Source organism: Mycobacterium celatum (assembly GCF_002101595.1).
In the GTDB taxonomy this organism is placed as follows: domain Bacteria; phylum Actinomycetota; class Actinomycetes; order Mycobacteriales; family Mycobacteriaceae; genus Mycobacterium; species Mycobacterium celatum.
On record NZ_LQOM01000024.1, the window covers coordinates 202652 to 226475 of the forward strand.

General features: G+C 67.2%; 30 protein-coding genes. 9 read left to right on the top strand and 21 right to left on the bottom strand.

Annotated features, from left to right (window positions below; genetic code table 11):
* Positions 1-6: 6 nt before the first annotated feature.
* The gene (locus tag AWB95_RS08930) at positions 7-672 is read left to right on the top strand and encodes a class I SAM-dependent methyltransferase (RefSeq protein WP_085168026.1); all 666 of its coding nucleotides are present in this window, start codon (positions 7-9) and stop codon (positions 670-672) included.
* A gap of 9 nt (positions 673-681) precedes the next feature.
* Here AWB95_RS08930 and AWB95_RS08935 read toward each other — a convergent pair whose 3' ends face one another.
* Positions 682-1890: a zinc-dependent alcohol dehydrogenase gene (locus AWB95_RS08935; RefSeq protein WP_062540568.1), complete on the bottom strand. Its 1209-nt coding sequence runs from the start codon at positions 1888-1890 to the stop codon at positions 682-684.
* Positions 1887-2663, bottom strand: coding sequence for an SDR family NAD(P)-dependent oxidoreductase (locus tag AWB95_RS08940; protein ID WP_085168028.1), 777 nt, complete (start codon positions 2661-2663; stop codon positions 1887-1889). The genes AWB95_RS08935 and AWB95_RS08940 overlap by 4 nt, the downstream gene beginning before the upstream one ends.
* A gap of 124 nt (positions 2664-2787) precedes the next feature.
* On the opposite strand from AWB95_RS08940, the gene AWB95_RS08945 reads away from it, so the two are divergent.
* The 3 genes from AWB95_RS08945 to AWB95_RS08955 are packed head-to-tail and all read left to right on the top strand — an operon-like array spanning position 2788 to position 5556.
* Positions 2788-3720: a class I SAM-dependent methyltransferase gene (locus tag AWB95_RS08945; RefSeq protein ID WP_062540570.1), complete on the top strand. Its 933-nt coding sequence runs from the start codon at positions 2788-2790 to the stop codon at positions 3718-3720.
* 11 nt (positions 3721-3731) lie between these two features.
* Positions 3732-4634, top strand: a complete 903-nt coding sequence (locus AWB95_RS08950; protein WP_062540571.1) for a class I SAM-dependent methyltransferase — start codon at positions 3732-3734, stop codon at positions 4632-4634.
* A gap of 7 nt (positions 4635-4641) precedes the next feature.
* A complete protein-coding gene (locus AWB95_RS08955; protein WP_085168030.1) occupies positions 4642-5556 on the top strand; it encodes a class I SAM-dependent methyltransferase in 915 nt (304 codons plus the stop codon).
* Here the strand turns inward: AWB95_RS08955 and sppA are convergent.
* On the bottom strand, positions 5553-7340 hold the full coding sequence (sppA, locus tag AWB95_RS08960; protein ID WP_085168031.1) for a signal peptide peptidase SppA: 1788 nt from the start codon (positions 7338-7340) through the stop codon (positions 5553-5555). The genes AWB95_RS08955 and sppA overlap by 4 nt on opposite strands.
* 39 nt (positions 7341-7379) lie before the next feature.
* Here sppA and AWB95_RS08965 point away from each other — a divergent pair, with 39 nt between their 5' ends.
* Genes AWB95_RS08965 through AWB95_RS08975 form a run of 3 tightly spaced genes read left to right on the top strand, consistent with a single transcriptional unit; the run spans position 7380 to position 10273 of the window.
* Positions 7380-8342, top strand: a complete 963-nt coding sequence (locus AWB95_RS08965) for an LLM class flavin-dependent oxidoreductase (protein WP_085168033.1) — start codon at positions 7380-7382, stop codon at positions 8340-8342.
* Between the two features lie 55 nt (positions 8343-8397).
* Positions 8398-9003 carry an NUDIX hydrolase gene (locus tag AWB95_RS08970; RefSeq protein WP_198157832.1) on the top strand — a complete coding sequence of 202 codons (606 nt, stop codon included), beginning with the start codon at positions 8398-8400 and terminating at the stop codon, positions 9001-9003.
* A 40-nt stretch (positions 9004-9043) separates the two neighbouring features.
* Positions 9044-10273, top strand: coding sequence for a serine hydrolase domain-containing protein (locus AWB95_RS08975; RefSeq protein WP_062541317.1), 1230 nt, complete (start codon positions 9044-9046; stop codon positions 10271-10273).
* 84 nt (positions 10274-10357) lie between these two features.
* On the opposite strand, the gene rplO is transcribed toward AWB95_RS08975, so the two are convergent.
* The 10 genes from rplO to rplN are packed head-to-tail and all read right to left on the bottom strand — an operon-like array spanning position 10358 to position 14510.
* Entirely contained in the window at positions 10358-10798 is a 441-nt protein-coding gene (gene rplO / locus AWB95_RS08980; protein ID WP_062541318.1) for a 50S ribosomal protein L15, read from the bottom strand.
* Positions 10795-10986, bottom strand: a complete 192-nt coding sequence (gene rpmD, locus AWB95_RS08985) for a 50S ribosomal protein L30 (RefSeq protein ID WP_062541319.1) — start codon at positions 10984-10986, stop codon at positions 10795-10797. The genes rplO and rpmD overlap by 4 nt, the downstream gene beginning before the upstream one ends.
* 2 nt (positions 10987-10988) lie before the next feature.
* Positions 10989-11669 carry a 30S ribosomal protein S5 gene (gene rpsE, locus AWB95_RS08990; protein ID WP_169714655.1) on the bottom strand — a complete coding sequence of 227 codons (681 nt, stop codon included), beginning with the start codon at positions 11667-11669 and terminating at the stop codon, positions 10989-10991.
* A 26-nt stretch (positions 11670-11695) separates the two neighbouring features.
* A complete protein-coding gene (gene rplR, locus AWB95_RS08995) occupies positions 11696-12064 on the bottom strand; it encodes a 50S ribosomal protein L18 (RefSeq protein ID WP_099539547.1) in 369 nt (122 codons plus the stop codon).
* 35 nt (positions 12065-12099) lie between these two features.
* Entirely contained in the window at positions 12100-12639 is a 540-nt protein-coding gene (gene rplF, locus AWB95_RS09000) for a 50S ribosomal protein L6 (protein WP_062541322.1), read from the bottom strand.
* 10 nt (positions 12640-12649) lie between these two features.
* Complete coding sequence (rpsH, locus tag AWB95_RS09005; RefSeq protein WP_045373380.1) at positions 12650-13048, bottom strand: 30S ribosomal protein S8; 399 nt, start codon at positions 13046-13048, stop codon at positions 12650-12652.
* 19 nt (positions 13049-13067) lie between these two features.
* Positions 13068-13253 carry a type Z 30S ribosomal protein S14 gene (locus AWB95_RS09010; RefSeq protein WP_003920619.1) on the bottom strand — a complete coding sequence of 62 codons (186 nt, stop codon included), beginning with the start codon at positions 13251-13253 and terminating at the stop codon, positions 13068-13070.
* A gap of 4 nt (positions 13254-13257) precedes the next feature.
* Positions 13258-13821 carry a 50S ribosomal protein L5 gene (rplE, locus tag AWB95_RS09015; protein ID WP_062541323.1) on the bottom strand — a complete coding sequence of 188 codons (564 nt, stop codon included), beginning with the start codon at positions 13819-13821 and terminating at the stop codon, positions 13258-13260.
* 2 nt (positions 13822-13823) lie between these two features.
* Positions 13824-14141, bottom strand: coding sequence for a 50S ribosomal protein L24 (gene rplX / locus AWB95_RS09020; protein ID WP_062541324.1), 318 nt, complete (start codon positions 14139-14141; stop codon positions 13824-13826).
* Entirely contained in the window at positions 14142-14510 is a 369-nt protein-coding gene (rplN, locus tag AWB95_RS09025; protein WP_045373371.1) for a 50S ribosomal protein L14, read from the bottom strand. It lies immediately after the preceding gene.
* A 328-nt stretch (positions 14511-14838) separates the two neighbouring features.
* On the opposite strand from rplN, the gene AWB95_RS09030 reads away from it, so the two are divergent.
* Positions 14839-16629 (top strand): fatty acyl-AMP ligase, encoded by a 1791-nt coding sequence (locus tag AWB95_RS09030; protein WP_085168035.1) that lies wholly within the window; start codon positions 14839-14841, stop codon positions 16627-16629.
* On the opposite strand, the gene AWB95_RS09035 is transcribed toward AWB95_RS09030, so the two are convergent.
* Positions 16630-17469, bottom strand: coding sequence for a formylglycine-generating enzyme family protein (locus tag AWB95_RS09035; protein WP_062540614.1), 840 nt, complete (start codon positions 17467-17469; stop codon positions 16630-16632).
* A gap of 40 nt (positions 17470-17509) precedes the next feature.
* Positions 17510-19861, bottom strand: coding sequence for an arylsulfatase (locus tag AWB95_RS09040; protein ID WP_062540613.1), 2352 nt, complete (start codon positions 19859-19861; stop codon positions 17510-17512).
* A 93-nt stretch (positions 19862-19954) separates the two neighbouring features.
* Between AWB95_RS09040 and AWB95_RS09045 the strand changes: the two genes are divergently transcribed.
* Entirely contained in the window at positions 19955-21064 is a 1110-nt protein-coding gene (locus tag AWB95_RS09045) for a CapA family protein (RefSeq protein ID WP_062540612.1), read from the top strand.
* A 65-nt stretch (positions 21065-21129) separates the two neighbouring features.
* Here the strand turns inward: AWB95_RS09045 and rpsQ are convergent, their stop codons facing one another.
* Genes rpsQ through rpsS form a run of 6 tightly spaced genes read right to left on the bottom strand, consistent with a single transcriptional unit; the run spans position 21130 to position 23819 of the window.
* Positions 21130-21504 carry a 30S ribosomal protein S17 gene (gene rpsQ, locus AWB95_RS09050; protein ID WP_062540611.1) on the bottom strand — a complete coding sequence of 125 codons (375 nt, stop codon included), beginning with the start codon at positions 21502-21504 and terminating at the stop codon, positions 21130-21132.
* A complete protein-coding gene (rpmC, locus tag AWB95_RS09055) occupies positions 21504-21737 on the bottom strand; it encodes a 50S ribosomal protein L29 (RefSeq protein WP_045373363.1) in 234 nt (77 codons plus the stop codon). Before rpmC ends, rpsQ begins: the two co-directional genes overlap by 1 nt.
* Positions 21737-22153 carry a 50S ribosomal protein L16 gene (gene rplP / locus AWB95_RS09060; RefSeq protein ID WP_045373361.1) on the bottom strand — a complete coding sequence of 139 codons (417 nt, stop codon included), beginning with the start codon at positions 22151-22153 and terminating at the stop codon, positions 21737-21739. Before rplP ends, rpmC begins: the two co-directional genes overlap by 1 nt.
* Before the next feature lie 3 nt (positions 22154-22156).
* On the bottom strand, positions 22157-22996 hold the full coding sequence (gene rpsC / locus AWB95_RS09065; protein WP_085168037.1) for a 30S ribosomal protein S3: 840 nt from the start codon (positions 22994-22996) through the stop codon (positions 22157-22159).
* Complete coding sequence (rplV, locus tag AWB95_RS09070) at positions 22996-23541, bottom strand: 50S ribosomal protein L22 (RefSeq protein WP_085168039.1); 546 nt, start codon at positions 23539-23541, stop codon at positions 22996-22998. Before rplV ends, rpsC begins: the two co-directional genes overlap by 1 nt.
* Positions 23538-23819 carry a 30S ribosomal protein S19 gene (gene rpsS, locus AWB95_RS09075; protein WP_045373356.1) on the bottom strand — a complete coding sequence of 94 codons (282 nt, stop codon included), beginning with the start codon at positions 23817-23819 and terminating at the stop codon, positions 23538-23540. Before rpsS ends, rplV begins: the two co-directional genes overlap by 4 nt.
* Positions 23820-23824 lie beyond the last annotated feature (5 nt).

The following is a 23824-nucleotide window of genomic DNA, read 5'->3' on the forward strand; positions in this document are numbered from 1 at the left end:
GGAAGTATGACCGAACATCGTCTACATCGACTCCTGGGCAACAACCACGACTACCTGCCCGCCGCCGGCCGCGACATCTTCCTTCCCGGTTACGACCTCATCTCTCGGCTGCTCGGCATGGCCAAGGTCCACGACACCCTCATCGCGCAGGCCGAACTCGACGGCGGTCAGCGTGTTCTGGAAATCGGTTGCGGGACCGGCAACGTCACGATCCGCGCCAAGCGTGCTCATCCCGGCGTCGAGTTTGTCGGCTGCGACCCCGACCCTCGGGCGCTGGCGCAGGCGCACCGAAAAGCGCAGGGGCTCAGCGGCATCCGCTTTGACCAGGGCTACGCCCAGCAGTTGCCCTACTCGGCCGCCGAATTCGACCGCGTGCTGTCGTCGATGATGCTGCATCATCTTCCCGACGACGCGAAAGCCGCCGCTGCTGCGGAAGTTTTTCGCGTGCTCCGGCCCGGCGGCAGGCTGCATCTCGTCGACATCGGCGGCGATATGACCGCCCGCGACGGCCTGGCGGCGCGGCGGATGCTGCGCAACCGCCATATGGCCGGAAACCTCGGCGACGCGATTCCACGCCTGCTGCGCGCGGCCGGATTCGACTGCCGCGAGGTCGCGAGCCATCGGCATCGCTTAGTCGGGCGACTCACCTATTACCGCGCCACCCGCCCCTAGCGAGCAACCTCAGCGCTGGTCGAAGGCCACCTTGACCGCTCCGCTCTCGCCTTGGTTGGCAATCGCCAGGAAGGCATCGCGCCACTGGTCCAGCCGAAACGTGTGAGTCAGCATGGGCCGCAAGTCAATCCGACCCTCGACGGCCATGTCGAGGTAGTGCGCGATCGCGTGCTTGCGGACGCTGTTAACTTCCTCCACACCGAAGGCGTTGGAGCCCACCCAGTTGATCTCCTTGAAATAGAGCGGGCTCCACTCCCAGCGGCCCGGCGCATGCACCCCTGCTTTCACCAGCGTGCCGCGCGCGCGCAGCACCCGCACCCCGACCTCGAACGTTTCCGGCTTCCCGACGGTGTCGTAGACGACGTCGACAACACCCGGATGCGCCATCGGCAGACCTTGCAGCGGATGCCGCAGCCGGCCACCGCCCCACGCGACAAGCTCCTCGATCACCGCCAACCGTGGCTCGTGCGCCAGCACGAGGTCGGCGTTGAACCGGCGGGCCAGCTGGGCCTGGGCGTCGAAGCGCGCCACCACCGCCACGGCCGCATCCGGGTACAGCGCCCGCAGGATCGCGACGGCGCACAGCCCCAGCGACCCAGCCCCGTATACCAATACCCGGCCGGAGGCGGGCGGCGGGTGGCGGGTAATCGCATGCAGCGAAACGGAAAACGGGTCGGCGAACACGGCCAACTCGTCGGGCAACGACTCGGGGACTGCGAACAGCATGCTGTCGTGGGCCGGCATCAACTCGGCGTAGCCGCCGGTCACATCGGCGGACACCCCGGTGTGAATGCCCGGTTTGATGTCGCCGTCGCAAAAACTCCAGCACAAGCTGTAGTCGCCGGCCTGGCACGCCGGGCACGGCGGGTCGATGCCGCGCGGCCCGCACGACAGCCACGGGTTGAGCACGACGCGCTGCCCAATATCCACACCGCGCGCCTTCGGCCCCAACATCACCACGTCGGCAACCACCTCGTGCCCCATCACTTGCGGGAACGAGCAGAACGCGGCCATCGCGTTGTCGGTGTCACCCTCGCCGAAGTCCAGCAGGATCTGTTTGGAGTCCGATCCGCAGATTCCGGTCAGCCGCGGCCGGGTGATCACCCAATCGTCATGCAGCAAACCAGGTTCCGGGATATCTTGCAGCGCAACGGGACTGTGGGCGAGAGCGTCGTCGTAGCCCTCGACCGGCGGCACCCCGAAGACCAGCGCCTTCATCGTCGGGCCATCGCTGCCGCGCCGGCGATGTAGGCGTCGATGTCGGCGTTCTTGACGTCGACCACAGCCTTCATGTCCGGCAGGTAGTGCTCGAAGCGGTCGCTGCCCAACGCGGCGATGATGCCGTCGGCCACCTCGCCGGCCGGCACCTTGGGCCCGTGGTAGAGCGGATCGTCGTTGTCGGGCTGATCCCAGATCTCGGTGTCGACCGGTCCCGGCTCGATGAGCTTAACCGACACACCGGTGCCGTGCAGGTCGACAGCCATCGATTCGCTCCACCCGCACAACGCGAACTTGCTCGCGCAATAAGCAGCTTCGTGAACGATGCCCAACCGGCCGCCCATGCTGGACACGTTGACGATCACACCGTCGCCGCGTTGCAGCATCCGCGGCAGCACGGCCAGACACAAGCGCATCGGCGCAAAGAAGTTGACCCGCATCACCGCTTCCACCACGCCCGGATCCAGCTCGGTGACCGCGCGGCGCTTGGGGATCGCGGCGTTGTTCACCACCACGTCGATGCCGCCGAGACCATCCCAGGCCCGCGCCGCCAGCTGCTCGATGCCCGCGGTGTCGGCCAGATCGGCGACCCACATCTGCGAAACGGGTGTGCTGCGCCGGCAATCGGCCAGCACCGCCTCGAGCCGCTCGCGCCGGCGGGCGATCAGGCCCACCACTGCTCCGCCGGCGGGGAGCCGCTGGGCCAGCGCGGCACCCACACCCGACGACGCCCCGGTGATCAGTACCCGCTTGCCTGCTGTCGAGTACGCCATGGCCACAGCCTCGCGCGCACGGGCTTTGGTGACGTGGGTTTCGCCAAGATCGCCGAGCGCGAGTGGCCGGCCACCCGACTTTAAGTTATATTGGCTAAGTAACGACTTGAAGGGGATATCGGAAATGGCACGTACGGACAACGACACCTGGGATCTGGCCTCGAGCGTGGGGGCGACCGCCACGATGGTCGCGGCGGCCCGGGCCGTCGCGACGCGCAGCGAGCGCCCGCTGATCAACGACCCGTTCGCCGAGCCGCTGGTCCGCGCCGTCGGCGTCGACCTGTTCACTCGGCTGGCCACCGGCGAGCTGAACCCCGCCGACCTGCAGGACGATGACCAGCCGGGCGTGGACCGCATGACCGACAACATGGCGGTACGGACCAAGTTTTTCGACGAATTCTTCCTCGACGCCACGACGGCGGGAATCAGGCAGGCGGTGATCCTGGCGTCCGGGCTCGACGCCCGCGCCTACCGGCTGCCCTGGCCGGCCGGCACCGTCGTCTACGAAGTCGACCAGCCGGACGTCATCGAGTTCAAGACCCGCACCCTCGCCGAGTTGGGCGCCGAGCCGACCGCCGAGCGACGCACGGTGGCCATCGACTTGCGCGACGACTGGCCGGCGGCGCTTAAGGCGGCCGGGTTCGACCCCAGCCAACGGACGGCGTGGAGCGCCGAGGGGCTGCTAGGCTACCTGCCACCGGACGCGCAGGACCGCCTGCTGGACACCATCACCGCACTCAGCGCACCGGGCAGCCGGATCGCCACCGAAAGTGCACCTGCTCCGGGCCCCGGCGACCAGGACCGGATGAAGGAGCGGATGCAAAAGGCGTCCGAGCGCTGGCGCGAGCACGGCTTCGACCTCGACATGACCGAGCTGGTTTACTTTGGTGACCGCAACGAGGCGGCACCCTACCTGTCCGACCACGGGTGGCAGATGACCGGCAGCACCCTGCGGGATCTGTTCGCCACCAACGGTTTTCCACCGATCGACGACGATCTGCCGTTCGCTGACATGCGCTATGTCAGCGGCATCCTGGCCGGCAACAGTCACGCATAGGAGGAGTCCGCATGCCACGTACTCACGACGACACCTGGGATCTGGCTTCCAGCGTGGGGGCCACCGCCACCATGGTTGCGCTCTCGCGCGCAATGGCCTCACAGGGACCCGACGCGCTGCTCGACGATCCGTTCGCCGACCCGCTGGTCCGCGCGGTGGGGGTGCCCCAGTTCGTCCGGCTGCTCGACGGAGACGTCAGCCTCGACGACGACCCGGTGCTGAACCGCAAGACCCGCACCCAACAAATCGCGGTCCGCACAAGGTTTTTCGACGAGTTCTTCCTCGACGCCACAAAGTCGGGGATCAGGCAGGCAGTGATCCTGGCGTCCGGTCTGGATACCAGGGCCTACCGATTGCAGTGGCCGGCGGGAACGGTGGTCTACGAGATCGACCAGCCGCAAGTCATCGACTTCAAAGGCAAGACGCTTGCCGACTTCGGCGCCACCCCGGCCGCGGAGCGCCGCGCGATCGGCATCGATCTGCGTGACGACTGGCCCGCGGCCCTGCGCAACGGCGGGTTTGACACCGGCCAGCCGACGGCATGGATTGCCGAAGGGTTGTTGCCGTACCTGCCGCCGGAGGCTCAGGACCGACTGTTCGACAACATCACCGCGCTCAGCGCCCCGGGTAGCCGGCTGGCCACCGAACACGTCCCCGACCCGGCCGCCTTCACCGACGACCGCGCAAACAAGATCAGCGAGCGGTGGCGCCGACTCGGATTGGACCTCAACGCGAGCGACTTGTTCTACCAAGGCGAGCGCAGCATCGTCATCGACTATCTGACCGGCCACAGCTGGCGGGTGACCGAATATCCGGTCCGGGAGCTGTATCGCCGCAACGGCTTTGAGTTTCCCGAGGACGAGATAATGGCCACCTTCGGTGAACTGAGCTACGTCTCGGCGACGCTCGGATAGCACCCACATGCCTCGCACACATGACGACACCTGGGACCTGGCTTCCAGCGTCGGCGCGACCGCGACCATGGTCGCGGCGGGGCGGGCGTTGGCGACCAAGGACCCACGCAAACTGATCGACGATCCGTTCGCCGACCCGTTGGTCCGCGCGGTGGGGGTCGACTTCTTCGTCAAGATGATCGACGGCGAGCTCGACCTGTCGACCATCCCGAATGCGTCACCGGCCCGGGTACAGGCGATGATCGACGGAATGGCGGTGCGCACCAAGTTTTTCGACGACTACTTCAGCGACGCCATGGACGCCGGCATCCGCCAGGCCGTGATCCTCGCTTCCGGGCTGGACGCGCGTGCCTACCGGTTGCGCTGGCCGGCTGGGACCGTGGTCTACGAAATCGACCAGCCACAGGTCATCGACTTCAAGACCACCACGTTGGCCGGCATCGGCGCCGAGCCCGCCGCGGAGCGGCGCACCGTCCGCATCGACCTGCGCGCGGATTGGCCGGCCGCCTTGCGCGAGGCCGGATTTGACGCCGCCGTCCCGACGGCTTGGTTGGCCGAAGGCCTGCTGATCTACCTACCGCCCGAAGCCCAGGACCGGCTGTTCGACAACATCACCGCGCTCAGCGTGCCGGGCAGCACGATCGCCACCGAATACGTGCCGGGCATCAGGGATTTCGACGCCGACCTTGTTCGGGAGATGTCTGCGCCGCTGCGTGAGCAAGGCATCGACATCGATATGGCATCGCTCGTTTATGCCGGTGAACGCAACCACGTCCTCAAGTACCTGAGCGAGAACGGATGGGGTGTCAGCGGCGTATCGCGCGAAGAGTTGTTCAGGCTCAACGATATCGAGGTTCCGCTGCTCGAGGATGACGATCCGCTGGGCGAGATCATCTTCGTCAAGGGCACGCTAGCCGGCTAGAACCGCGACTCCCCCAGCCACAGGGCGCTGGTGCCGGTGAACGTCCGCTCGACCCGGTCGAAGAGCCCGGCGACCGACTGGACAATCAACGCGCCCACCGCATCCGGCAGCGACGCCGCGGCGGGCTGCGACGACGGGCGCGGCCGCAGGAATTCCCACAGCGACGAACCCGGGTAGCCGACCAGACGGACGTCGGCGTCGGCGGCCAGCCCGGCCAGCACCTTGGCCCGGCGCACTGCGGTTCGCAGCCCGCCGAGCTCGTCGACCAAGCCGCGCTCGAAAGCATCCGCACCGCTCCAGATTCGGCCGCGAGCCACCTCGTGCACAGCCTCCGTGCTCAGGTGACGGGCTTCGGCCACCCGTTGCACGAAGTCGGCGTAGAACAGGTCCGCTTCGGCTTCGACCTTGGCGTGTTGTTCAGGAGTGAAAGGCTCGTTGATCGACCACGCATCGGCGTTGGCGTTGGTACGCACCGCATCCGACCCGACGCCCAGCCGGTCCTTCAGGTTTCGCGCCACCAGCTTTCCACTCAGCACACCGATAGACCCGGTGATGGTGCCGGGATTCGCCACGATCGCATCCGCCCCCATCGCGACGTAGTAGCCGCCCGACGCGGCGACCGCACCCATCGATGCCACTACCGGCTTGCCGCGACCGCGGGCCTTGGCCACCGCACGCCAGATGGTTTCCGACGCGTTGATCTCGCCGCCCGGGCTGTCCACCCGCAGCACGATCGCCGCCACCGAGTCGTCGGCGGCCGCGTCGCGCAGCCCCGCCGAGATGGTGTCCGCACCGCAGCTCGGGGTGCCGAACGGCAGCACCCGCGGGCCGCCGCGGCCACTGACGATCGGGCCCGCCACGGTGACCACGGCGATGGTCGGCTTGGGCCGGCGGCCGGGAATCGGCGGCACTGGTCGCGGCCCGCCGGCACGTGCGTAGCGCGCCAGGTACAGCCGCGGCGGCGCAGCGTCGTCGTCGGCGTCTCCCGTTTCCGGTGAAATCCCTTCGGTGCCAACCAGTTCAGCGATTCTGGCGTACGCCTCGTCGCGGTAGCCGATGCGGTCGACCAGCCTGGAGTTCACCGCGTCGTCGCGCAGCAGCGGCGCGCGGTCCGCCAGCGCGTCGACCTCGTCGGGGTCGATCTTGCGCGATTCGGCGACGGCCTGCCACACCTGGGCGTGCAGGCTCTCCAGCAGCCGGCTGTCGGCCTCACGATGCGCGTCGGTGTAGCGGTCCTGGGTGAAACGGTTTGCCGCCGACTTGTATTCGCCACGGGCGACGAATTGTGCTTCGATGCCCGCCTTGTCCAGCGCGTCGCGCAAAAACAGCGCATTGGTGGCAAAACCGACCAGCCCGACGGTTCCCGACGGCTGCATCCACACCTCGCCGAACGCCGACGCCAGGTAGTACGACAGGGTGCCCGGGTACGTCTCCGCCCACGCCACCGACGGTTTGACGGCGCTGAACGCAGCGACGGCATCACGCAACTCCTGCACCGGACCCGCGGCGGCGGCGGGAAGCTGCACGCGCGCGATCAAGCCTGCCACCCGCGGGTCGTCGGCGGCGCGGTGAATCGCGGCCACGGCTTCACGGAGCAGCAGGGGCCGGCCGCCGCCGCTGATGATGGCCAGCGGGTCGAAGCCGCCGGTCTCGGGTGGGGTGGCATACAGGTCGAGTTCGAGCACACAGCCCTTGGGTACGCCGTGGTGGCGGGCGGTGTCGACCCGGCGGGCCAGCGCGCGCGCGTCGTCGACGCCGGGCGGGTCGGGCAGAAAACCAAGCATGTCGTCGAGCCTACCGATGACCCGGCCTACGGTGATGGGATGCGCTTTTCCATCTCGATACCCCAGCTCGCCGATCCGTTCGACGCCGCGGGTGTGCGTGCGTACCTGGCCCGTGCCGAAGAGCTCGGCTTCGAAGGCGGCTGGACCGTCGACCAGGTCGTCGGCGAGGCCCCGCTGCTGGCGCCGCTCGAATTGTTGGCGTTCGCCGCGGCCTGCACCCAGCGGCTGCGGCTGGGTGTCGCCGTACTTGTTGCGTCCCTGCATGATCCGCTGCAACTGGCGGCAGCGGTGACGGCCGTCGACCAGATCAGCAACGGCCGGCTGGACGTCGGAGTCGCGCCTGGTGGCGGTCATCACCAGTTCTCCGCCTTCGGAGTGGACAAGGCCACGTTCGTGCGGAGTTTCACCGAGGGCCTTCAGTTGATGAAGGCGGCGTGGTCCGACGAGCCGCGAGTGACGTTTCACGGCCGGTTCCGCCAGGTCGACGACCTGCCGATTCAGCCGAAACCCGTGCAGCGGCCGCATCCGCCGATCTGGTTCGGCGGGCAGGCGCCCAAGGCGCTGGCGCGGGCGGTGCGCCATGGCGACGCCTTCCTGGGCGCGGGCTCGTCGACCACCGCCGCGTTCGCCGAGGCGGTGAAAACCGTGCGCCGCGAACTCGCCGATCAGGGCAAAGACCCCGCGCGGTACACCATCGGCAAGCGGGTTTACGTGATGATCGACGACGACGTGCGGCGCGCCCGCGAGCGGGTGCTCGCCGGCCTGCACCGCATCTACGGCCAGATGCGAGGGATCGACGAGGTGCCGGTGTCCGGTGGGCCCGACGACATGGTGCGCGGATTGCGTGAGGTGATCGATGCCGGCGCCGAGATGATCCTGCTCAACCCGGTCGGCGACGACGTCAGCCAGGACCGTGAACAGATGGAACGCCTTGCCGCAGAAGTGATTCCAAAGCTAGCGTCTTATGCCGAGCAGACGCAAAGTTCCCCCTTTTCGAGCTGAAATGGAGCCTTTTGCGTCTGCTCGCGAGCCGGAACCGGCTGATGTGATTCGCCGGGTGGGTATCAAGCTCGCCGCGCTCGCCCAGGATGGGCTGACATTCGCCACCAACGAGTACGACGAGGACCGCTACCGGCAGGTGCGCGGCCTTGCCGCCGAGCTGATGTCGGCGCTCAGCGGTCGGCCCGCCGACGAGCTCACGATCGAACTCGGGCGCGACTCCGGCTACGCCACACCGAAGATCGACGTGCGCGGCGTGATGTTCGACGAACAGGAGCGGGTGCTGCTGATGTGTGAAAAGGCCGACGGCCGTTGGTCATTGCCCGGCGGCTGGGCCGATCCGGGTGACTCGCCGTCGGCTGCGGTCACCCGTGAGATTCTTGAGGAAACGGGCTATCGCAGTTCGCCGGTGAAGCTGATCTCGTGCTGGGACCGCGAGTTGCAGCACCACCCGCCACCGCTGCCAGTGCACGTCTACAAGCTGTTCTTCCTGTGCCGCGCGCACGAAGCGGTGCAGCCGCCCGCCGCGCTGGAGACCTTGGCCGTCGGATGGTTCGGACTGGACGAGCTGCCGCCGCTGTCGGTGGGCCGGGTCAACCGGCGGCAGCTGGAGCGGGCGCTGGCCCACCATCGCGACCCGACCCTGCCGACCGAGTTCGACTGAGAACCCTCGCCGGGCCGACCGATCACGGTATAACCGCTGAATGGTTCTCAAAGTCACGGTGTCACGGGATTTGATCGGCGGAGACGTCGACGAGGGGTACGGCAAGGTCGCCGACGCCTTTCGCGCCAACTTCGCCCGCGGCCGCGAAGTCGGTGCCGCCGTGGCGGTCTATCGCGACGGCGTCAAAGTCGTCGACCTGTGGGGCGGCTACCGCGACGGCACGACCAGTGCGACGTGGCAGCAGGACACGCTGGTCAACATGTTCTCGACGACGAAAGGCATTGCGTCCCTTGCTGTTGCCGTCGCTGCCTCGCGTGGACTCATCGCCTACGACGCCAAGGTCGCGGACTACTGGCCGGAGTTCGCGCAAGCCGGCAAGGCCGAGGTGACGGTGCGACAGCTGCTGTCGCATCAAGCCGGACTGCCGATGCTGGATGCACCGCTGCGGCTGGCCGACCTAGCCGATCCGGGCAAGGTGTCGGTGGTGCTGGCGGCGCAGGCCCCGGTCTGGCCGCCGGGAACCCGGCACGGCTATCACGCCCTTACCCTCGGCTGGTATGAGTCGGAGCTGATCCGGCACACCGATCCGGCAGGCCGGACACTGGGCCGGTACTTCGCCGACGAGGTCGCCGCGCCGCTCGGCCTGGACCTGCATATCGGATTGCCCGCCTCGGTCGATCGCGACCGCGTCGCGCATTTGCACGGCTGGCGCCGTTCGGAAGCGCTGCTGCACCTCAACACGATTCCCCCGAAAGTTGCACTGGGCCTGTTGAACCCCTTCGGCCTGACCGCCAGAGCCGTCAACCTGCCCAATGACGTCGACGCGATGCGCGACTTCAACCGCGAAGATGTGCGCACCGTCGAAATGCCTGCGGCCAACGGGATTGGCACTGCTCGGTCGGTCGCCAAGGCTTACGGCTGCGCTGCCACCGGCGGCAGCGAACTCGGTTTGACGCCGGCCACTGTCGACGCACTCACCCAGCCAGCGGTCCCGCCCAGTCGCGGATTACGCGACAAGGTGCTGCATGTCGATTCTGTGTTTTCGCTGGGCTACTGCAAGCCGGTGCCGCACTTTTGCTTCGGGTCTTCCGACCGCGCGTTCGGCACTCCCGGACTGGGCGGGTCGTTCGGGTTCGCCGACCCCGACAGCGGCGTCGGGTTCGCTTATGTGATGAACCGGCTGGGTTTTCATCTGTGGAGCGATCCGCGTGAAATCGCCCTGCGCCAAACGCTGTTTCGCGACGTGCTGGGCGCCCGCCCGCAAACGTGACCGTGCCGCAAGCGTGCGCAAACCCGGCGACACTCTGCATTTGAACCTGGGACACGCACGCTCGCGCCGGAAAGGGAGCTCGCGCTACAGTTCGGTGACCGAACCGCCTGCGGCGGTGATCTTCTCCCGCGCGCTGCCGCTGAACTTGTGGGCGGTGACGTCGGCCTTGACGGTGATCTTGCCGTCGCCGAGCACCTTCACCAATGAGTTCTTCCGCACGGCGCCCTTGGCGACCAGCTCGTCGACGCCGATCGAACCGCCTTGCGGGAAAAGCCGATTGATGTCGCCGACGTTGACGATTTCGTACTCGGTGCGGAACCGGTTGCGGAAACCCTTGAGCTTGGGCAGCCGCATGTGGATCGGCATCTGCCCACCCTCGAACGTCACCGGCACGTTCTTGCGGGCCTTGGTGCCCTTGGTCCCGCGGCCGGCGGTCTTGCCCTTGGAGCCGTCACCGCGACCGACGCGGGTGCGCTTTGTTTTCGACCCCGGGGCGGGCCGCAGGTCGTGAAGTTTGATCGTCATTTCTTAGCCTCCGCGGGTTCTACCTCGACGAGGTGGCGCACGACCGCGATCAAGCCACGGGTCTGGGCGTTGTCCTCACGGACCACCGACTGGCGAATCTTCCGCAAACCCAAGGTGCGCAGGCTCTCTCGCTGCTTCCAGCGAGCGCCGATCGTGCTGCGCACCTGGGTGATCTTCACCTCTGCCATGGTTATGCCGTTCCCTCACGCGCCGCGTTCGCCGCCAGCGCTTCGCTCTCCCGCCGCGCTTTCAACAGGCTGGCCGGTGCGACGTCCTCGATCGGCAGGCCACGCCGGGCCGCCACTTCCTCGGGCCGCTGCAGCAGCTTGAGCGCCGCCACCGTGGCGTGCACCACGTTGATCGCGTTGTCGCTGCCCAGCGACTTGGCCAGGATGTCGTGCACGCCTGCGCATTCCAACACCGCGCGCACGGCACCGCCGGCGATCACACCGGTACCCGGGCTGGCCGGGCGCAGCAGCACCACACCGGCGGCGGCCTCGCCCTGCACCGGATGCGTGATGGTGCCGCCGATCAACGGCACCCGGAAGAAGCTCTTGCGTGCCTCCTCGACGCCCTTGGCGATCGCGGCCGGCACCTCCTTGGCCTTGCCGTAGCCGACGCCGACCATCCCGTTGCCGTCGCCGACGATCACCAGCGCGGTGAAGCTGAACCGCCGGCCGCCCTTGACCACTTTGGAGACGCGGTTGATCGCCACGACCCGCTCGAGGTAGTTGCTGCCGTCGCGGTCTCGGCCGCGCCCGCCGCGGTCGTCGCGCCGGCCCCTGCCTTCACGCCCTTCGGCGCGTCCTTCACTGCGGGTCCCGCTGCCGGTGTCCGGAGCGGCGCCCCCTGAAGTCGGCTGCTCCGTCATCATGCAGTCCTTCCGTCGTCAGTCATCTAGAACTTCAACCCGCCTTCGCGCGCAGCGTCGGCCAGCGCGGCGATCCGGCCGCCGTAGGTGTAGCCACCGCGGTCGAACACGACGGTGTCGATGCCGGCGGCCTTGGCCCGCTCGGCGATCAGCTGGCCGACCCGCACGCTGCGGGCTTTCTTGTCGCCCTCCACGCCGCGCACATCGGCCTCGATCGAGGAGGCCGCCGCCAGCGTGGTGCCGTTGAGATCGTTGACCAGCTGCACGTGAATGTGCCGTGCCGACCGGTGTACCACCAGCCGCGGGCGCTCCGGTGTGCCGGAGATCTTCTTGCGCAGCCGTGCGTGCCTGCGCAGCCGGGCTGCGCGACGGGCTGCGGATACGCTCTGCCCCACCGGCTTCCGCGCGTCTGCTTGTGTTCCAGCCATGGCTACTTACCTGTCTTTCCGACCTTGCGGCGGATCTGCTCGCCCTCGTAACGCACGCCCTTGCCCTTGTACGGGTCGGGGCGGCGCAACCGGCGGATATTCGCCGAGATCTGGCCGACCTTTTGCTTGTCGATCCCCGAGATCGAGAACTTCGTCGGTGTCTCCACCGCGAACGTGATGCCTTCCGGCGCCTCGATCACCACCGGGTGGCTGTATCCCAGCGCGAATTCCAGCGTGTTGCCCTTGAGCTGCACGCGGTAGCCGACGCCGAAGATCTCCATCTTGGTGGTGTAGCCCTGCGTCACGCCGGTGACGAGGTTGGCCACCAGGGTGCGAGACAGCCCGTGCAGCGAACGGTTGCGCCGCTCGTCGTTGGGCCGGCTCACCACGATCGCGCCATCGTCGTTGCGCGACACCGTGATCGGTTCGGCGACCGACAACTCCAGGGTGCCCTTGGGGCCTTTCACCGAGACGTTCTGGCCGTCGATCGTCACGTCGACGCCGGAAGGAACCGGGATCGGCTGCTTACCAATACGCGACATTGTTAACCCCTCACCACACGTACGCGAGGACTTCGCCGCCCACGCCCTGTCTGGCCGCCTGACGGTCGGTGAGCAAGCCCGAGGAGGTCGAGATGATCGCCACACCCAGGCCGCCGAGCACCCGCGGCAGGTTGGTGGATTTCGCGTACACCCGCAGACCCGGCTTGGACACCCGGCGCAGACCCGCGATGCTGCGTTCCCGGCTGGGGCCGTACTTGAGCTGCACCACAAGCGCTTTGCCGACTCGGGCGTCTTCAACGTGGTAGTCGCTGATGTAACCCTCGCGCTTGAGGATCTCGGCGATGTTGGCCTTGATCTTCGAGTGCGGCAGCGTCACCTCGTCGTGGTAGGCCGAATTGGCATTGCGCAGACGTGTCAAGAAGTCTGCGATCGGGTCCGTCATCGTCATAGTTGCGTCCTATGTCCCGTCACCAACTGCTCTTCTGCACGCCCGGCAGCTCGCCGGCATGCGCCATCTCGCGCAAGCAGATCCGGCAGAGCCCGAACTTGCGGTAAACCGCATGTGGGCGGCCGCATTTGCTGCAGCGGGTGTAGGCGCGCACCTTGAACTTCGGCTTACGCTGCGCCTTGTTGACCAGTGCCTTCTTCGCCATCTGCTCAGTTCTCCTTGAACGGAAAGCCGAGGGCCCGCAACAGCGCTCGTCCTTCGTCGTCGGTCGTCGCCGAGGTGACGACGGTGATGTCCATGCCACGGGTCCGGTCGATCGAGTCCACGTCGATCTCGTGGAACACCGACTGCTCGGCCAGCCCGAACGTGTAGTTGCCTGCGCCGTCGAACTGCGTGGGCGACAGCCCGCGGAAGTCGCGGATACGCGGCAGCGCAATCGAAGTCAGGCGGTCGAGGAACTCCCACATCCGATCACCGCGCAATGTCACCCGCGCCCCGATCGGCATGCCCTCGCGCAGTTTGAACTGCGCGATGGACTTGCGGGCGCGGCGGATTTCGGGTCGCTGCCCGGTGATCAGCGCGAGGTCGTTGACCGCGCCGTTGATCAGCTTGGCGTCGCGGGCGGCGTCGCCGACACCCATGTTGACGACGACCTTGACCACGGTCGGGATCTGCATGACGTTGCGGTAGCCGAACTCCTTGTGGAGCGAATCCCGGATTTCGTTGCGGTAGCGCACCTTCAGCCTGGGCTGAACCTTTTCTGCCGTCGTCATCGTTAGATGTCCTTGCCGTTGCGCTTGGAGATGCGGACCTTCTTGCCGGTTTCCTCGTCTCGCCGGTAGCCGATCCGGGTGGGCTTACCGTCCGAGTCGACCACCATCACGTTGGAGACGTGGATCGGCGCTTCCTGCGTGACGATGCCGCCGGAGCGTGCGCCGCGCTGGTTGGTCGAGATCGGGGTGTGCTTCTTGATCCGGTTGACGCCTTCGACGAGCACCTTGTTGCGGGCCGGGTAAGCCTGCAGCACCTTGCCCTTGGCGCCCTTGTCCTTGCCGGAGATGACCAGCACGGTGTCGCCCTTGTGGACCTTCATCTACAACACCTCCGGGGCCAGCGAAACGATCTTCATGAAGCGCTTCTCGCGCAGTTCGCGGCCGACCGGGCCGAAAATGCGGGTGCCGCGCGGGTCGTTGTCGGGCTTGATGATGACGGCCGCGTTCTCGTCGAACTTGATGTAGCTGCCGTCGGGCCGGCGGCGTTCCTTGACCGTGCGCACCACCACGGCCTTGACCACGTCACCGCGCTTGACGTTGCCGCCCGGGATCGCGTCCTTGACCGTCGCGACGATGACGTCGCCGATACCGGCGTAGCGCCGCGACGAGCCACCGAGCACGCGGATGCACAAGATCTCCTTGGCGCCGGTGTTGTCGGCCACCTTCAGCCGCGATTCCTGCTGAATCACTAGATCTCCTGACCTGGTTTCGCGTGTGCACGCCCATGTGTGCCGTCGCGGCCTGACGAGCGTAGTTTCATCACCGAAGGGCACGCGGGGCCGACGAAATCGCCGGCCGAGGTCTGCCCACGGCAACCCCTAGAGTCTAGGTGACGGCCTGCTCAGCGCCAAATTGCGCCCGATCGGCCGGTGCCACCTCCCGGGCGGGAGATCCAGCCGACATTCGCCGTCGTTGGTGACGAGCGCCACGGTCCCCCGACTGCGCAGATTGTTAGATTGTTTATTAGATTTGATCCATGGTCGGGATCCGCTGTGCGACAACCTGGTTGCGCCAACAATGAACATCGGGGACTGCTTCGACACCGCAGGCAACATCGTTTTGCCCGACGGGATCACGTTGCCGTCGTGCCTTGACGAGACCGTTGCCGAGAACGGGGACGCCCCGGCCTACCGGTACATGGACTACACCCGCGACCGGGACGGGGTTGCCGCCGAGCTGACCTGGAACCAGCTGGGAGCCAAACTGCGCGCGGTCGGCGCCCGGCTGCAGCAGGTCACTCGGCCCGGTGACCGGGTCGCCGTGCTGGCACCCCAGGGCCTGGACTACGTCGCCGGCTTCTTCGCGGCCATCCACGCCGGCAACATTGCGGTCCCGCTGTTCGCCCCGGAGCTGCCCGGGCATGACGAACGGCTTGATGCGGTGCTCGCCGACTGCGCCCCGTCGGCCGTGCTGACTACCAGCTCGGCGGCCGAAGGCGTCGGCGCGTTCCTGCGCAAGCTGCCCCGGTCGCGGCGCCCGCGGGTGATCGCCGTCGACGCGGTGCCTGACTCGGTGGGCTCGACGTTCGTCGCCCCGACGCTGGGCACCGACGACATCGCCTACCTGCAGTACACGTCCGGGTCGACCCGCATACCGGCCGGCGTCGAGATCACCCACCGCGCGGTGTGCACCAACGTCTTGCAGATGATCATCGCCGGCGAGTTGGACATGAACATCCGCAGCGTGAGCTGGTTGCCGCTCTATCACGACATGGGCCTGATGATGATCATGTTCCCGGCGCTGTTCGGCAACTACATCACGTTGATGTCGCCGCTGGCGTTCGTCCGCCGGCCGTACCGGTGGATCAAGGAGCTGGCCGCGGAATCGGTGCACGGCCGAATCTTCGCGGCCGCACCAAATTTCGCGTACGAGCTGGCCGCCAAGCGCGGGTTGCCGGCCGACGGGGAGACCCTGGACCTGCGCAACGTGACCGGCCTGCTGAACGGATCGGAGCCGGTGACGATGGCCGCCATCGACCAGTTCGTCGCGGCGTTCGCGCCCTACGGGCTGCCCCCGACGGCGGTCAAACCGTCCTACGGCATGGCCGAGGCGACGTTGTCGGTCGCCAGCATCGCCCAGGCGGCGCGGGCGAGCGCGATCCACGTCGACCGCGAAGCGCTCGGCGCCGGCCGGGTGGTGACGGTGGCGCCCGACGCCCCCAACGCCGTCGCTCTGGTCTCCTGTGGGCAGGTGCTGCGCAACCAGTGGGCCGTCATCGCCGACCCGGACATCGACGCCGAACTGCCCGACGGCGCCGTCGGCGAGATCTGGTTGCACGGCGACAACATCGGCCGCGGCTACTGGGACAAAGACGAGGAGACCGAACGGGTCTTCCACAACAAGTTGCAGACCCGCCTCGAACAGGGCAGCCACGCCGAGGGCTCGGCCATGAACGGCCTGTGGCTGCGGACCGGTGACCTGGGCTTTTACCTCGACGGCGAGCTGTACATCGCCGGGCGGATCAAAGACCTGGTGATCGTCGACGGGCGCAACCACTACCCGCACGACATCGAGGCCACCGTCTCGAAGTCGTCGCCGGCGGTGCGCGCCGGGTACGTCGCGGCATTTTCGGTGATGGGCGACGGCGGTGAACGGTTGGTGGTCATCGCCGAACGCGCTGCCGGCGCGGGCCGGGCCGAACAGGCGCCGGTCGCCGACGCCATCCGCGCCGCGGTGTCGCGTACGCACGGCCTGGCAGTGGCCGATGTGCGCCTGGTCAACGCCGGCGCCATTCCCCGCACCACCAGCGGCAAGCTGGCCCGCCGCGCCTGCCGCGCCGAATACCGCGCCGGTCTGTACGACCGGTAGTCACCGATCCGCCACGCAGCGGAACCCGATATGGGTGGTGGCGGTGTCCTGCGACTGCGGCGAGCGCGCCGCCGGCCGGTAGCGGTGGCAGTACTCCGGCGCGCACAGGTGCGAGCCGCCCTTGAGGGTTTGCGCCACGGTCGGATCCGCGGGCCCGGATGGCGTGCAGCACGACTTAGGCGGCTGGTTCGGGCGGTGATGCGCCGAGAATTTGGTGGTGGTCCATTCCCAGACGTTGCCGATCATGTCGAGCAACCCGAATCCGTTGGGCGGAAACGTCCCCACCGGCGACGTTCCGGCCCAGCCGAGCGCGCCCTCGTTGCGGTAAGGGAAACGGCCCTGCCAGGTGTTGGCCATCAGTTGCCCGCCGGGCTTCTCCTCTTCGCCCCACGCGTAGGTCGTGGTGGTTCCGCCGCGGGCGGCGTACTCCCACTCGGCTTCGGTGGGTAGTCGCCGCCCGGCCCAGCGCGCGTACGCCGCGGCGTCGGGGTAGGCCACCTGTACGACGGGATGCTCGGCCTTGCCGGAGATGTCGCTGTCGGGGCCAAATGGGTGACGCCAGCTTGCACCCGGCACCCAGTGCCACCACTGCCGCCAGTCCCGCAGGTCGACCGGACCGGGCGTCGGCTTGAACACCAGCGCGCCGGGAACGAGGTCAGCCGGGTCGGCACCGGGGTACAGGGCGGGATCGATCGGTTGCTCGGCGACAGTCAGATAGCCTGTCGCCGTCACGAATTCGGCGAATTGGGCGTTGGTCACCGGGTGACGCTCGACCGCAAACGCGTCCACCGTGACGGTATGGATCGGCGCTTCCTCTGGGTAGAAGCTGGTGGACCCCATCCGCAACGATCCGCCCGGAAGGTCGACCAGCTCGGTTAACTCAGTCACGCGAAAATGCCAGTGCCAGTTTCTTTTCCAGGTCTTCGTAGGGTGTGCCGGAGATGTCGACGGTGACCTGCGCGATGGCGCCGCCGGTGAACGCGAAGGGCGCCTTGTAGCGGCTGGACACCGCCGAACCGCTGTTGCGCCCGACGCTGATGGTGGCGCCGGCCAGTCCGAAGGTGCCGGGCTGGGTGGTCATTTCCGGCAGCGACGCGACAGCTTGGTCGTCGACGTACAGCACGGCTTCGCCGAGCGGGGTGTGACTTCCCGGCACCGTGCCAGACCGAGTGTAGCGGACACCGAAAAGATGCCGGCCCAACGGAATTGCGCCGGGTGAGGCGATTATGTGTTGCCGCTCACCAAGGAAGTTGTACACGTAGTGCAGCCGGCCGTCCTGGATGAACAGGACGTGGCCGCCGTGCGCCCCGCCCTGCTTGAACAGCACCCCTTCGGCGCCGGTGCTGTCCACGGTCACGTCGGCGACCACCGAGAACGACTGGCCGCGGATCTCGACGGCGGCGCCCATACCGACCTCGGCCGCATCGGGATAGTACGTGTAGGTGGACCGCTCGCCGGACAGGTACGGCCGCCACCGGGTCACTGTTTCGAAGAGGTTCAGGTCGGCCAGTGGTAGCCCGTTGTACTTGGCGGCCTCGGAAAACCACAGCGCCTTGAGTTCTTCGAGCTTCTCTGGTTGTTCGGCGGCCAAGTCGTGGCACTGGCTGCGGTCGGCCGCGATGTGAAACAGCTCCCAGCGGTCGGCGTCGAAATGCGACCAGCCCGCCGGGGTGGCGGCGTGCACGGTGTTGGCGAACCAGCCGTCGTGCCAGATCCCGCGGGTGCCCAACATGGTGTAGAACTGGGTGTCCTTGCCGGTATCTGCTGTCGGATCCTGCAGCGCCGCTTTGAAACTCACGCCATCCAGCGGTCTTTGCGGGATTCCCTTGACGGTGTGCGGAGGGGTGATGCCGAGCAGGTCGTAGACGGTGGGCGTGATGTCGCAGACGCTGACGTAGTTGTCGCGGACCTCGCCGTGGGCCGCAATCCCGTTGGGCCAGGAGATGATTGCGGTGTCAGCGATGCCGCCCTCGTACGAGGCGTAGCGCTTGAACAGTTTGTACGGGGTGTTGAACGCCATCGCCCAGCCGATCGGGTAATGGTTGTAGGTCTCCGGGCCGCCGAGACGGTCGAGGAATCTCATGCTCTCGTCGACGGTGTCGATGTAGCCGTTGAAGAATTTCCCCTCGTTGACCGACCCGTTCGGCCCGCCTTCGCCGCTGGCGCCGTTGTCGGAGATCACCACGACAATGGTGTTGTCCAGCTGGCCGGATTGCTCGAGATAGTCCAGGATGCGGCCGATTTGGGCGTCGGTGTAGCTCAGGAAGCCGGCGAACACTTCCGCCATCCGGGAGAACAGCTTCTTCTCGTCGTCGCCGAGCGAATCCCACGGCCGCACGGTGTCCTGCAACGGCCAGGGCTCACCATTGGGGCCCGTCACGTCGAGATACGGATTGATCGGCGACAGTTCGGTTTCCGGTGGGACGATGCCCATCGACTTTTGCCGTTCAAGCACGACCTCGCGGTAACGCTCGTAGCCCGTGTCGAAGCGGCCGGCGTATTTGTCAGCCCATTCTTTGAAGACGTGGTGCGGGGCGTGGCCGGCTCCGGGGCACACGTAGGCAAACCACGGCTTGTCCGGCGCAATCACCTTGGCGTCGCGGATGAATTCGATTGTCTTGTCGGCAATGTCCTTCGACAGGTGGTAGCCATCCTCGGGGGTGCCGGGCGGCGGCACTGGGTGGTTGTCGTACACCAGGTCGGGGTACCACTGGTCGGTCTCGCCGCCCATGAAGCCGTAGAACCGTTCGAACCCGCGGGACAGCGGCCAGTGCCGCTTGGTCGACGCCAGGTTGGACTCCTCGAGGGGAGTCAGATGCCATTTGCCGGTGCAGTAGGTGTTGTAGCCACGTTCGGCAAGTACTTCGGGCAGCAGCGCGGTGTCGGCCGGGATGCGGCCGTTGCAGTTGGGGAATCCGTCGGTGAACTCTTCGATGGTGGCCATGCCGACCGTGGTGGCGTTGCGACCGGTCAACAGCGACGCCCGGGTCGGCGAGCACAACGCCGTGGTATGGAACTGCGAGAGCCGCACGCCGCGGTCCGCGACGCGGGTCATCGCAGGCATCTCGACCAGTCCGCCGAAGCAGTCCCACGTCGCGATGCCGACGTCGTCCCACACCAGATAGAGGACGTTGGGCGCGTTGTCCGGTGCGACGGGCGCGGCGTACGGGCCCCAATCCGGTTCGGAGTCCCGAATGTCCAACTCGATCTTGCCCTGAAACTCTGTGGCCATTGCCCGTTCCGTTCCGCTTGTCGGTGCGGCGACTATACCGGTCGAACGGCACCAACACTGTTCGATCGGCAACGCAGCGGCTACACCTGATATGTGACGCAGGCCGAGCTGACCCTATTCCTGTGCGGCGACGTGATGACCGGCCGCGGCGTCGACCAGATCCTGCCGCACGGGGGCGATCCCACGCTGCGGGAGCCGGCGGTAACCGACGCGAGAAGCTACGTGCGGCTGGCCGAGCGCGCCAACGGTCCGATTCCCGCTCCGGTGGACGACGCCTGGCCGTGGGGCGATGCGTTGACGGTGCTCGACGACGTCGCTCCGGACGCCCGCATTCTCAACCTGGAGACCGCCGTCACCGCCGACGGCGACTTCGCGCCCGGCAAGGCGGTGCACTACCGGATGCACCCGGACAACCGGGGATGCCTGACCGTCGTCCGGCCGGACGTCGCCGTGCTGGCCAACAACCACATTTTGGACTTCGGTCCCACCGGGCTCGCCGACACGCTGCGTGCGCTCACTGCCGCCGGAATTCAGCCCGTCGGCGCGGGACTCAACGCCAGCGAAGCGAAACAGCCTGCGGTGCTTGGGCTTCCGGACGGAACGCGGATTGTGACCGCTGCCGCCGCCATGACCTCCAGCGGGGTTCCGCTCGGCTGGGCCGCCACGGCGACGCGGCCCGGAGTCGCCGTCGCAGAGCTGTCCGAGCGGGACGCCGTCGAGCTCGCCGACCGAGTCCTGGCCGTCAAGCGGCCGCGCGACATCGGGGTGGTGTCGCTGCACTGGGGCTCCAACTGGGGATACCGCATCGAGTCGGACCAGGTTCGCTTCGCGCACCGATTGGTCGACGCGGGCGTCGACGTGGTGCACGGCCATTCGTCGCACCATCCGCGCCCGGTCGAGGTGTACCGCGGCAAGCTGATCCTCTACGGCTGCGGCGACACCGTCAACGACTACGAGGGCATCGCCGGCTACGAGGAGTACCGCGACGAGCTGCGGGTGCTGTACTTCGCAACGGTAGACCGCGGCAGCGGTGCGCTTGTCGCGCTGCGCCTGGTTCCGATGCGGGCCCGCCGCATGCGGCTGGAGCACGCCTCACCCGGCGACGCCGAATGGCTGCGCGGCACGCTTGACGACGCCAGCCGGCACTTCGGAACACGCATTGACGCGGCGCCCGACGGCACCTTGGTCGCCAACCCGGCGTGAGAAGATGCAAAAGCCCCCAATTCCGTTGCGAAATAGGGGCTTTTGCGCCTGGTGGCGCTGCGTGGCTACTTGGCCTTCTCCAGGATTTCGACGAGCCGCCAGCGCTTCGTCGCCGACAGCGGGCGGGTTTCCATCAGCGAGACCCGGTCGCCGATGCCGGCGATGCTGTTCTCGTCGTGCGCCTTGACCTTCTTGGTGGTGCGGATGATCTTGCCGTAGAGCGGGTGTCGCACCCGGTCCTCCAGCTCGACGACGATGGTCTTCTGCATCTTGTCGCTGACCACATAACCGATGCGGGTCTTGCGCCGGCCCCGCGGCTTAGGCGTGCGCGGAGTGTGCTTGGGCCCCTTGTCTTTCGGGGTCGCGGCCTCCTTCGGAGCTGCCTTCTTCGGAGCGGCCTTCTTGGACGCGGCCTTAGCGCCGGTCTTCGCCTCTGCCATTACGATTCCTCACCCTCGGGCCCGGAAGCCAGGCCGAGTTCACGTTCGCGCAGCACGGTGTAGATGCGCGCGATTTCCTGACGCACCGTGCGAAGTCGACGGTTGTTGTTGAGCTGCCCGGTCGCCATCTGGAAGCGAAGGTTGAACAGCTCTTCCTTGGATTCACGCAGTTTGTCGACCAGTTCTTCGCCGGTGAGCTCGCGCAGTTCGCCAGCGGAAACGCCCACTGCCATCAGAACTGCTCCTCTCGGGTAACGATGCGTGCCTTGATCGGCAGCTTGTGGATTGCTCGGGTCAGCGCGGCCCGCGCGATCGCCTCGTTCGGGTAGCTGAGCTCGAAGAGCACCCGGCCCGGCTTGACGTTGGCCACCCACCACTCCGGTGAACCCTTACCCGAACCCATCCGGGTTTCCGCCGGCTTCTTGGTCAGCGGGCGGTCCGGGAAGATGTTGATCCACACCTTGCCGCCACGCTTGATGTGGCGGTTGATGGCGATACGAGCGGACTCGATTTGCCGGTTGGTGATGTAGGCGTGCTCCAAAGCCTGGATGCCGTAGTCGCCGAAGCTCACCGTGGTTCCGCCGCTGGCGATGCCGCGCTGACGCGGATGATGTTGCTTACGGTGCTTGACCTTGCGGGGAATCAACATGATTCAGCTCTCCGTGCTCTGCGTTTCGGCGGCCTGCTCCTCGGCCGGAGCCGCGGTGGCCGCGGCGTCGTCACCGCCCGAAGCGGCCCGACCGGCGTCGGTGCTGGTGGCCGTTGTGCCCGCGGCGCCACTGCGGCGGGGACGGGTACCCGATGGCCGCTCGCGGCGCGGACGCTCGGCGCCCCCTGCCGTCGGAGCAGCCAGCTCGCGCTTGCCACCGACGATGTCGCCCTTGTAGATCCACACCTTCACGCCGATCCGGCCGAAGGTGGTCTTGGCTTCATACAGGCCGTAGTCGATGTCGGCGCGCAGCGTGTGCAGCGGGACGCGACCCTCGCGATAGAACTCCGAGCGGCTCATCTCCGCGCCGCCGAGACGGCCGGAGCACTGGACCCGGATGCCCTTGACGTTGGGCTGGCGCATCGCCGACTGGATGGCCTTGCGCATTGCGCGCCGGAACGCGACCCGGTTGCTCAGCTGCTCGGCGACGCCTTGGGCCACCAACTGTGCCTGTGACTCAGGGTTTTTGACCTCGAGGATGTTGAGCTGGACCTGCTTGCCGGTCAGCTTCTCCAGGTCCGCGCGGATGCGGTCGGCTTCGGTGCCGCGGCGGCCGATGACGATGCCCGGCCGGGCGGTGTGGATGTCCACTCGGACCCGGTCGCGGGTGCGCTCGATCTCCACGTCGGCGATCCCCGCGCGCTCCAGGCCGGTGGACAGCAGCCGGCGAATCGCCACGTCTTCCTTGACGTATTCGGCGTACTGCTTGTCGGCGTACCACCGAGACTTCCAGTCGGTGGTGATGCCGAGCCGGAAGCCGTGCGGATTGATCTTCTGGCCCACTACTGCGAGCCTCCCTTCGCTTCAGAAGCCTCATCGGTCTTCTTGGCCGCTTCCGCGGACTTGGCGGCGGATGCCTTCTTCGCCGGCGCCTTCTTGGCCGGCGCTTTCGTGGCGGGCGCCTTCTTGGCGGCGGCCTTGCTCGCCTGGGCGCGACGGGACCGAGCCGACTGCGAGGAGCGTTCGTCTTTCACCGGACGGCTTTCCACCACCACGGTGATGTGGCTGGTGCGCCGACGGATCCGGAACGCTCGGCCCTGGGCGCGCGGACGGATCCGCTTGGCGGTGGGGCCGTCGTCGGCGCAGACGCTGGCCACCACCAGCGTCGCCGGATCGAGCCCATTGTTGTTCTGGGCGTTGGCCGCCGCGCTCGCGATGACCTTGGCCACCGGAACGCTGGCCGCCTGCGGCGCCCAGCGCAGGATGTCGAGCGCCTCGGACACCGACTTGCCGCGCACCAGGTTGATCACCCGGCGCGCCTTGGTCGGCGACACCCGCACAAAGCGCGCCTTGGCTGTCGCAGAAGGAAATTCAGTCTTGGTAGTCATCGCCGCTTGGCTTTCCGGTCGTCCTTGATGTGTCCCTTGAAAGTGCGCGTCGGCGCGAACTCACCAAGCTTGTGGCCGACCATCGCCTCGGTGATGAACACCGGCACATGCTTGCGTCCGTCGTGGACGGCGAAGGTGTGGCCGATGAAATCGGGGATGATCGTCGACCGCCGCGACCAGGTCTTGATGACCTGCTTGGTGTTCTTCTCGTTCTGTGCGTCGACCTTCTTGAGCAAATGGTCGTCGACGAACGGACCCTTCTTCAGGCTGCGTGGCATCGCTA

Excerpts from the sequence above, each read along its gene's own strand:
- AWB95_RS08930 (WP_085168026.1), top strand. The coding sequence starts at position 7 with ATGACCGAACATCGTCTACATCGACTCCTGGGCAACAACCACGACTAC.
- AWB95_RS08935 (WP_062540568.1), bottom strand. The coding sequence starts at position 1,890 with ATGAAGGCGCTGGTCTTCGGGGTGCCGCCGGTCGAGGGCTACGACGAC.
- AWB95_RS08940 (WP_085168028.1), bottom strand. The coding sequence starts at position 2,663 with ATGGCGTACTCGACAGCAGGCAAGCGGGTACTGATCACCGGGGCGTCG.
- AWB95_RS08945 (WP_062540570.1), top strand. The coding sequence starts at position 2,788 with ATGGCACGTACGGACAACGACACCTGGGATCTGGCCTCGAGCGTGGGG.
- AWB95_RS08950 (WP_062540571.1), top strand. The coding sequence starts at position 3,732 with ATGCCACGTACTCACGACGACACCTGGGATCTGGCTTCCAGCGTGGGG.
- AWB95_RS08955 (WP_085168030.1), top strand. The coding sequence starts at position 4,642 with ATGCCTCGCACACATGACGACACCTGGGACCTGGCTTCCAGCGTCGGC.
- sppA (WP_085168031.1), bottom strand. The coding sequence starts at position 7,340 with ATGCTTGGTTTTCTGCCCGACCCGCCCGGCGTCGACGACGCGCGCGCG.
- AWB95_RS08965 (WP_085168033.1), top strand. The coding sequence starts at position 7,380 with ATGCGCTTTTCCATCTCGATACCCCAGCTCGCCGATCCGTTCGACGCC.
- AWB95_RS08975 (WP_062541317.1), top strand. The coding sequence starts at position 9,044 with ATGGTTCTCAAAGTCACGGTGTCACGGGATTTGATCGGCGGAGACGTC.
- rplO (WP_062541318.1), bottom strand. The coding sequence starts at position 10,798 with ATGACGATCAAACTTCACGACCTGCGGCCCGCCCCGGGGTCGAAAACA.
- rpmD (WP_062541319.1), bottom strand. The coding sequence starts at position 10,986 with ATGGCAGAGGTGAAGATCACCCAGGTGCGCAGCACGATCGGCGCTCGC.
- rpsE (WP_169714655.1), bottom strand. The coding sequence starts at position 11,669 with ATGACGGAGCAGCCGACTTCAGGGGGCGCCGCTCCGGACACCGGCAGC.
- rplF (WP_062541322.1), bottom strand. The coding sequence starts at position 12,639 with ATGTCGCGTATTGGTAAGCAGCCGATCCCGGTTCCTTCCGGCGTCGAC.
- rpsH (WP_045373380.1), bottom strand. The coding sequence starts at position 13,048 with ATGACGATGACGGACCCGATCGCAGACTTCTTGACACGTCTGCGCAAT.
- AWB95_RS09010 (WP_003920619.1), bottom strand. The coding sequence starts at position 13,253 with ATGGCGAAGAAGGCACTGGTCAACAAGGCGCAGCGTAAGCCGAAGTTC.
- rplE (WP_062541323.1), bottom strand. The coding sequence starts at position 13,821 with ATGACGACGGCAGAAAAGGTTCAGCCCAGGCTGAAGGTGCGCTACCGC.
- rplX (WP_062541324.1), bottom strand. The coding sequence starts at position 14,141 with ATGAAGGTCCACAAGGGCGACACCGTGCTGGTCATCTCCGGCAAGGAC.
- AWB95_RS09030 (WP_085168035.1), top strand. The coding sequence starts at position 14,839 with ATGAACATCGGGGACTGCTTCGACACCGCAGGCAACATCGTTTTGCCC.
- AWB95_RS09035 (WP_062540614.1), bottom strand. The coding sequence starts at position 17,469 with ATGGGGTCCACCAGCTTCTACCCAGAGGAAGCGCCGATCCATACCGTC.
- AWB95_RS09040 (WP_062540613.1), bottom strand. The coding sequence starts at position 19,861 with ATGGCCACAGAGTTTCAGGGCAAGATCGAGTTGGACATTCGGGACTCC.
- rpsQ (WP_062540611.1), bottom strand. The coding sequence starts at position 21,504 with ATGGCAGAGGCGAAGACCGGCGCTAAGGCCGCGTCCAAGAAGGCCGCT.
- rpmC (WP_045373363.1), bottom strand. The coding sequence starts at position 21,737 with ATGGCAGTGGGCGTTTCCGCTGGCGAACTGCGCGAGCTCACCGGCGAA.
- rplP (WP_045373361.1), bottom strand. The coding sequence starts at position 22,153 with ATGTTGATTCCCCGCAAGGTCAAGCACCGTAAGCAACATCATCCGCGT.
- rplV (WP_085168039.1), bottom strand. The coding sequence starts at position 23,541 with ATGACTACCAAGACTGAATTTCCTTCTGCGACAGCCAAGGCGCGCTTT.
- rpsS (WP_045373356.1), bottom strand. The coding sequence starts at position 23,819 with ATGCCACGCAGCCTGAAGAAGGGTCCGTTCGTCGACGACCATTTGCTC.